At 47.1% G+C, this 208-nt stretch carries 1 pseudogene; it reads left to right on the plus strand.

The window, feature by feature from the left end:
• A pseudogene (locus NE619_RS18765) lies at positions 1–208 on the plus strand (molecular chaperone GrpE); the annotation flags it as partial.

The following is a 208-nucleotide window of genomic DNA, read 5'->3' on the forward strand; positions in this document are numbered from 1 at the left end:
TGCAGATTGTGACCGACTGGCGAGAAAGTGTGGGGAGCATGGTCTGACAATCGGAGAGCTGATAGAGAATTTTGTCGGAGATTTGGTGGGCGGTACTTACTCAAACGGAAGTGATGAAAGAGATTATGCTGACCAGTGGTTCGAGCGTTGTTGGTTCGGAATGTTCCCAGAGCCTACACTGCTGAATCACTTATTGAATTTTGGGTAT

Source organism: Anaerovorax odorimutans (genome assembly GCF_024459955.1).
Taxonomy (GTDB): Bacteria; Bacillota; Clostridia; order Peptostreptococcales; family Anaerovoracaceae; genus Hominibacterium; species Hominibacterium odorimutans_A.